This is a genomic window from Martelella sp. UBA3392 (assembly GCF_002358775.1).
GTDB lineage: Bacteria > Pseudomonadota > Alphaproteobacteria > Rhizobiales > Rhizobiaceae > Martelella > Martelella mediterranea.
On the sequence record NZ_DEPM01000026.1, the window covers coordinates 46,835 to 54,175 of the forward strand.

The 7,341-nt window shown below is 63.4% G+C and carries 6 protein-coding genes; 1 reads left to right on the forward strand and 5 read right to left on the reverse strand.

Annotation, left to right across the window (positions count from 1 at the left end):
• Nucleotides 1–79 precede the first annotated feature (79 nt).
• Nucleotides 80–853: a hypothetical protein gene (locus B4E36_RS02335; protein WP_292057913.1), complete on the forward strand. Its 774-nt coding sequence runs from the start codon at nt 80–82 to the stop codon at nt 851–853.
• 166 nt (nt 854–1,019) lie between these two features.
• On the opposite strand, the gene B4E36_RS02340 is transcribed toward B4E36_RS02335, so the two are convergent.
• The 5 genes from B4E36_RS02340 to B4E36_RS02360 all read right to left on the reverse strand — a co-directional run.
• Entirely contained in the window at nt 1,020–3,014 is a 1,995-nt protein-coding gene (locus B4E36_RS02340; protein WP_292053991.1) for a CocE/NonD family hydrolase, read from the reverse strand.
• A gap of 70 nt (nt 3,015–3,084) precedes the next feature.
• Nucleotides 3,085–4,671, reverse strand: coding sequence for an ABC transporter ATP-binding protein (locus B4E36_RS02345; protein ID WP_292054210.1), 1,587 nt, complete (start codon nt 4,669–4,671; stop codon nt 3,085–3,087).
• 58 nt (nt 4,672–4,729) lie between these two features.
• Nucleotides 4,730–5,554 (reverse strand): ABC transporter permease, encoded by an 825-nt coding sequence (locus B4E36_RS02350; protein WP_292053993.1) that lies wholly within the window; start codon nt 5,552–5,554, stop codon nt 4,730–4,732.
• Complete coding sequence (locus B4E36_RS02355; RefSeq protein ID WP_414673712.1) at nt 5,551–6,582, reverse strand: ABC transporter permease; 1,032 nt, start codon at nt 6,580–6,582, stop codon at nt 5,551–5,553. The genes B4E36_RS02350 and B4E36_RS02355 overlap by 4 nt, the downstream gene beginning before the upstream one ends.
• 50 nt (nt 6,583–6,632) lie before the next feature.
• A partial coding sequence (locus B4E36_RS02360) for an ABC transporter substrate-binding protein (protein ID WP_345899931.1) occupies nt 6,633–7,341 on the reverse strand: 709 nt, incomplete at its 5' end.

Consider the following 7,341-nt stretch of genomic DNA (forward strand, 5'->3'; position numbering starts at 1 on the left):
TCCATTGAAACCATGGACTTTTTCGTCTCATCGGTTAGTCAGCACCAGGTTTTGACGAATCTGAAGGAGCAAGCCAAACATGACATCCACCGACGCCCCGGCCGCCAGGCCCGCCTTTGGCGTGAACGAGCGGATTGGGGAAACATTCTCCGTTTTGCGCCAACGTTTCATGACCTTTGTCATCCTGTCCGCAGTTCCCGGAATTCTCGTTGAGCTCGCCTCCTATGCCACGGGTCTGGGCACCGGGTTTGAGGCCGACCCGTTCGCGTCGGGTCAGGCGACGCCGTCTGTCTTCATCATCATACTCGTTTCGGCGATACTGCCGATGCTGCTTTATTCCATCATGACCGGCATGATGGTTCTGGCCGCCTATGACACGAAATCGGGCCGCCCGGTCCGGCTGGAGGCGTATCTGAAGGCCGTGATCCGCCGGCTGCCGGCGCTCATTCTCGTCACGCTTGTCGCGTCCTTCGGCGTTGCCATCGCCTTTATGCTGTTCATCGTTCCGGGACTTTGGCTCGCCGGCGCCTGGGCCGTATGCGTCCCCGTCGTGATGATCGAGGGCATGGGTTTCGGCGCCCTTGCGCGCAGTCGTCAACTGACGAAGGAATACCGGTGGCCGATCATCGGCTTTGTCGTGGTCGCCTACATCATCATCTTCGTCATCACGTTCCTGGTCGCGCTCGCGGCGGGCCTGCTGCCGATCCCGATGCTCCTCGTCGCGATCGTGCTCGGCCTCATCAACGGCGTCGCCACGGCCCTGATTTCGATTGCGGTTTCAGTGGCCTATGCACGGCTGCGCGAAATCAAGGAAGGCGTCGGATACGCCGACCTCGCCGAGGTGTTTGACTAGAGCGCATTTCGATCTGATTGGATCAGATCGGCGCTCTATTTCTTTGTTTTGGCGCATTTTCGCGGACGTCAGGTGGAACTACCTGACTGCGAAATGCTCCAGAGCGCGCTCCGACAACGGCTCCCTTTTGGGGGAGCCGTTTTGCAGTGGCCGCCGTCGCGGCGGTTCACATGAAATCGCGGGGGACGCGCTGTTCGAACGCCTTCGCGAAGATTTCGCGGTCGCCTTCGAAGGCTGTCACGCTTGCCGCGATGATCCAGTCTTTTTCGGTGCAGCGCATTGTCGTGGTGGTTTTGGTCGAGACCGACCAGCCGTCGCGCTCGATCCGGATATTCCAGTCGATATCGCCCGCCATCGACAGCGGGTCGTTGGGGCCGATCGACCAGTCCTCATTGCGGATTTCCTGGGTGCGCAATCCGTTTTGCGGATGCACTTCCAGCCCGGTGTCCTCGTAGATGCGGTAATGGGTCAGGCCGGTGACCAGATCTTTTTCGACCGAGCGCCGGGTCTCCTCCGGTGACCGCATTTCATACTGCGGCAGCGGATTTAGGTTTTCCGGCTCGGCGACGGTAATGCGCTCGTGATCGCCCAGAAGTGGCAAGGCAAGGCGGATGCTGGCCGTATCGATCGTGACGCCCGGTGCCTCGGGCGAGGGCAGGATGGTCGGCCAGTAGCTTGTCGAAAGCGCAAGCTTGATGCGATGGCCGGGCGCGAAGCGGTAACCCATGGCGTCGAGCCGCATGGTGATGCGCGTCTTCTCGCCCTTGGGCATTTTGGCTGGAGTCTCGTTGCCGTCGCGATGGGCGAGATTCAGGACGCCGTAGCAGGCGCGGGTTTCCGTGCCATCTGGATGGACATCAATGATCCGGACCGCGAGGTTTTCCCAGTCGCCCTCGCAGGCGACCTCGACGTTAAGTTCCGGCGTGCCGAGATAGACGGCCTCTTCGGCCAGCGGCGCGGTTTCGAAAGTGAGCGAACCACCATTGTCGCTACGCTGATCGCCGGCGATTTCCGCGTCGGGCTTCAGCGTGAACCATTCGCCGCCGCTGGTTCCGGTGTCGAGCGGCGAGCGCAGATAGATGTCGCCCGTGCCTTCGCTGGCGCCGGTCGCGTTCAGCATTCCGTCGGCGGCGACCGTGAGGGTGTCAATCTCTGGCGCTTCCCAAGACTGCTTGACGATCCAATAGCCGGGGTCACGTTCGCGCCTCAGCGCCGGGCGCGGTCCGTCGAGAATATAGGCGCGCATCTGCGGCAGGTCTTCCGCGCCGTTGGTTTCATCGTCCAGCCAGCGTTTCCACCAGGCGATGGCCTCGGCGTGAAAGTCCATGCGCGGCTTCGGCCATGCGAAATGCGGGTATTTGTGGATCCACGGGCCGACAATCGCCTTTCCCCTGTCGCCGAGGCCCTCGATCGCCTTCAACGGCGTGTTGCGATAGCCGTCCGCCCAGCCGGCAATCACCAGCGCGGGAACGGGAAAGCCGTCGAAATCCTCGCAGATCGAGCCGTGTTTCCAGAAATCGTCGCGGCGCTGGTGGGCGAGCCATTCCTCCATGAAGAAGGGCTGGCCTTCCAGCCGCTCCAGCCACATCGCCTTCCACCGGTCGCCGACCAGATCGATATCCGGCGTGCGCGACTGATAGGCGAGCATGGTGCCCGCCCAGGAGAGCTGGGCGGAGAGATGCGTGCCGTTCTTGTAGTGGATGTCGTCATTGTAGCGGTCGACGGTGGAGGCGATCGAGATCACGGCCTTCAGCTGCGGCGGTTTCAGCGCGGCCACCTGCAGGCAGTTGAAGCCGCCCCAGGAAATGCCCATCATCCCGACATTGCCGTTCGACCAGGGCTGTGCGGCGATCCATTCGAGGATTTCGCAGGCGTCGGAGAGTTCGCGCGGAGTATATTCGCCGTCGATGACGCCTTCGGATTCGCCCGAGCCGCGGATATCGACGCGGACGCCGGCAATGCCGGCGGCGGCAAAGACCGGATAGGTGGATTCGTCGCGTGGGTCGGTTCCGCCGCGTTTTCGGTAGGGCAGATATTCCAGCACGGTGGGCACCGGCTTGTCTGCCGCGCCGTCCGGCATCCAGATTCGCGTTGCCAGGCGGGTGCCGTCCTTGAGCGTGATCCACTGGTCCTCGGACGTCGTGAAACCTTGTTTCGCCATGGTTTTGACCTTTTCGTATTCGGGTTCTGTCGGGAAGGGCGCGGGCCGAAGGGGCGGCCCGGCCGGAATGTCAGTTGCCGGCGCTCACCGTCCTGCGGCTGGCGAGCACGTCTTCCAGCCAGCCGATCTTCATTTCGGGCACGGATTTCAGCAGCAGATCGGTATAGTCGTCGAAGGGCGGGGACAGCGCCTCCGCCTTGGGACCGAAGCGGACGAGCTTGCCCTGATGCATCACCGCCACGCTGTCGGCAATCGCCCGGACAATGGCGATGTCGTGGGTGATGAAGATGTAGGAAAGCTGCTCTTCCTTCTGAAGCTGCAGCAGCAGTTTCAAAATCCCGTCGGCCACCAGCGGATCGAGCGCCGAGGTCGGTTCGTCGCAGATGATCAGCTCCGGCCGGGCGGCAAGCGCACGGGCAATCGCCACGCGCTGTTTCTGTCCGCCGGAAAGCTCTGCGGGATAGCGATCGTAATAGCCGCTGCCCATTTCGATCTGTTCGAGCAGCTCATTGACGCGGCCGCGGCGCGCGGAACCGCGCAAGCCCTCGTAGAAGGTCACCGCCCTGCCGATGATCCCGCCGACGGTCTGGCGCGGGTTCATGGCGGTATCGGCCATTTGGTAGATCAGCTGAAGCCGGCGCAGCTCCTCGCGGCTGCGGCTCTTCAGCGCCGGCGGCAGGTCCTGCCCGCCAAAGCGCACGCTGCCGGCGGTCGGCGGCAGAAGGCCCGTCGCCACCCGCGCGAGCGTCGATTTGCCCGAACCGGATTCGCCGACAATGGCAAGCGTCTGCCCTCTGGGAACATGCAGCGACACATCGAACAGCACCGGCATGGTGCCGTAGGAGGCCGAGATGTTGGTCATCTCGAAGAAGCGGTCGGACTGGTCAGCGGCTTCCTCGTGCCGGATCGCGCGGACGTTTACCAGCTCGCGGGTGTATTCGGCATCCGGGTTTTCGATGATCTTTTTAACGCTGCCATATTCCACGGTCTCGCCATTGCGCAGCACCATGATGTCGTCGGCCACCTGCGCCACGACCGCGAGGTCATGGGTGATGTAGAGCGCGGCGGTTCCGGTTTTTTCGATCGCGGTCTTGATCGCGGCCAGCACGTCGATCTGGGTGGTGACGTCCAGTGCCGTGGTCGGCTCGTCGAAGACGATCAGTTCCGGATGGCTGCAGAGCGCCATCGCCGTCATCGCCCGCTGCAACTGCCCGCCGGAGACCTGATGGGGATAGCGGTTGCCGAAACTGTCCGGGTCCGGCAGGCCGAGGATGTCGAACAGTTCAGCGGCCCTTTGGCGGGCTTCGCTACGGCTCATCAGCCCGTGGCGCACCGTCGCCTCGATCACCTGATCGCCGAGCTTGTGGGCGGGATTGAACGAGGCCGCCGCCGATTGCGAGACGTAACAGACCCGCGCGCCACGCAGCGCCCGCGTGCCGGATTTGCCGAGCTTCAGGATATCGACGCCATCCAGCAGCACCTCGCCGCCGGTAATCGTGACGCCGCCGCGCCCATAGGCCAGCGGCGAAAGCCCGATGGTGGATTTGCCGGCCCCCGATTCCCCGATCAGCCCGAGCACCTTGCCGCGTTCGAGCGTGAAGCTCACGCCCTTGACGATTTCGATCGGATGCGGACGTTCGCCCGGCGGATAGGCCATGGCGCCGATCTGCAGGTTGCGGACCTGAAGCAGAGGGGTTTCGTCCGGTGTATGAAGCTCAGCCACCGCGGCCTCCTTTCAGGCTGGACGTGCGTTTCAGCAGCCAGTCGACGACGAGATTGATGGAGATGGTGAGCGCGGCAATCGCAGCCCCCGGTACCAGCGCCGCCGACACGCCGAAGATGATGCCGTCCTTGTTGTCCTTGACCATGCCGCCCCAATCGGCCGTCGGCGGCTGGATGCCGAGCCCGAGAAACGACAGGGTCGAAATGAACAGAACGGCGAAGGCGAGCCGCAGGCCGAATTCGGCAAGCAACGGCGTCATTGCGTTGGGCAGGATTTCGCGGAACACGATCCACAGCGTCTTCTCGCCGCGCAGCCGCGCCGCCTCGACGAAGTCCATCACCGCGATATCGAGCGCCAGCGCCCGGCCGAGGCGGAAGACGCGGGTGGAATCGAGCACCGCCATGACGCCGATCAGCACCGCCAGATTCTGCGGCAGCGCCGCCAGCACGATCAGCGCGAAGATCAGCGTCGGGATCGACATCATCAGGTCGTTGAGCCGCGACAGGCCCATATCGACGATCCCGCGCGTGACGGCGGCCACGAAGCTCAGAATGACCCCCAGCGAGAAGGCAAGAAGGGTGGCGCAGAATGACACGAACAGCGTCATGCGCGCGCCGTAGATCATGCGCGACAAGAGGTCCCGGCCGAGATTGTCGAGGCCGAGCGGAAAGGCCGCGCTCGCCGGTTCCCAGGGCGTGCCGACAACCTGGTTCTCGCCGTAGGGCGCAAGCCAGGGAGCGAAGGCTGCGGCGATGAGGGCAATGGCGATGCCGGCCATGCCGATCCACGCCGTCAGCGAAACGGAACGGATATTCATCGCGGATGCCTCAGACGCGGGTTGACGAGAATCGACAGAATGTCGGCGGTCATGTTCAGGAGAATGTAGATCGCGGCAAAGACCAGCCCGCAGCCCTGCACCACCGGCAGGTCGCGCACCGTCACCGCATCCACCATATATTGCCCCATGCCCGGATAGACGAAGACCACTTCGACCACGACCACGCCGACGATCAGATAGGCGAGGTTGAGCGCGACGACATTGATGATCGGCGCCAGCGCATTGGGGGCTGCGTGCTTCACGATCGCCCGCATCGCGCCGATGCCCTTGAGCTCGGCGGTCTCCATATAGGCCGACGCCATGACGTTGATGATCGCGGCCCGCGTCATCCGCATCATGTGCGCGAGCACCACCAGAACCAGCGTCGCCACCGGCAGGATGATGGTTTGAAGCTTCTCCCAAAGGCTCATGCTGTCATAGACCGTGGCCGGAAACGCCGCGACCGGATGCTGGACCACGAACACCATGATCAGCAGATAGGCGACGAAGAATTCCGGCAGCGACACGGCGGCAAGCGAGACAAGGTTGATCAGCCGGTCGACCAGACGGTCGCGATAAAGCACGGCGAGAAGGCCGAGGCCGACGGCAAGCGGAACGGCGATGACCGCCGCAGCACCCGCCAGAAGCAGCGAATTGCCGAGCCTGTCGGCAATCTGGCCGCTGACGGACTGGCCGCTCGCCCAGGACGTTCCGAAATCGCCATGCAATATGCCGACGAGCCAGTCGAAATAGCGGCTCACGAGTGGCTGGTCGAGGCCGAATTCGGCGCGCAGATTGGCGATCGCCTGCGGTGTTGCAGCCTGGCCGAGATAGGTCTCGGCGAAATCGCCGGGCAGGATTTCGATCCCGGCGAAAATCAGGATCGAACTGGCGAGAAGCAGGCCGATGCCGAGGATGATCCGCTCGCCGATGCGGCTTGCCATGGGAAAGCGCGCGCGCAGGACGACGATGGGGCCGGGCGGCGGCGCGCCAACAGGGGCGGCTGGTGTTGGTTGCGTTTCTGTCATGGGGGTGTGAAAGCCGCGGCGTGATCCCGCGGCTTCCTCTTTTCTTCGGATCAGGAGACGAGCCAGACGCGGCTGGCGATCTGTCCGTTGGACAGGTCGTTGCCGACATCGTCGATCCAGCCCTGCATCTTCACCGAGCGGGCATTGAGGTAATTGTTGAAGACCGGCAGGATGAGGCCGCTATTGTCGCGCACCATGATCGCCATCTCGCGGTAGAGCGCGCGGCGCTTGTCCTGATCGGTCTCGGCGCGGGCCTCGAGCAGCATCTTGTCGAATTCGGGGTCCTTGAAACGGGTATCGTTCCACGTCGACGTCGAAAGCTGGGTCGTGGTGTAGCGGATATCCTGCGTCGCCCGGCCGCCCCAATAGGAGGCGCAGAACGGCTTCTTGTTCCACACATTCGACCAGTATCCATCGGCCGGCTCGCGCTGGAGCTGGATGTCGATGCCAGCTTCCTTGGCATTCGCCTGGAACAGCACGGAAGCATCGACCGCGCCGGTGAAGGCGGCATCGGAGGTGCGCAACAGGACCGTGCCTTCATGGCCGGATTTCTTGAAGTAGTGCGCCGCCTCTTCCGGATCGTAGGCGCGCTGGGGAATATCGGTCGGCGCCAGCGCATAGGCATCGTTCACCGGATAATCGTTGCCGAGCGTGCCGTAGCCGCCAAGAACGGTATTCAGCATCGCCTCGCGGTCGATGGCGAGTTTCAGCGCCATCCTGAGGTCGTTATTGTCGAAGGGCGCGGTGTCGCCATGCATC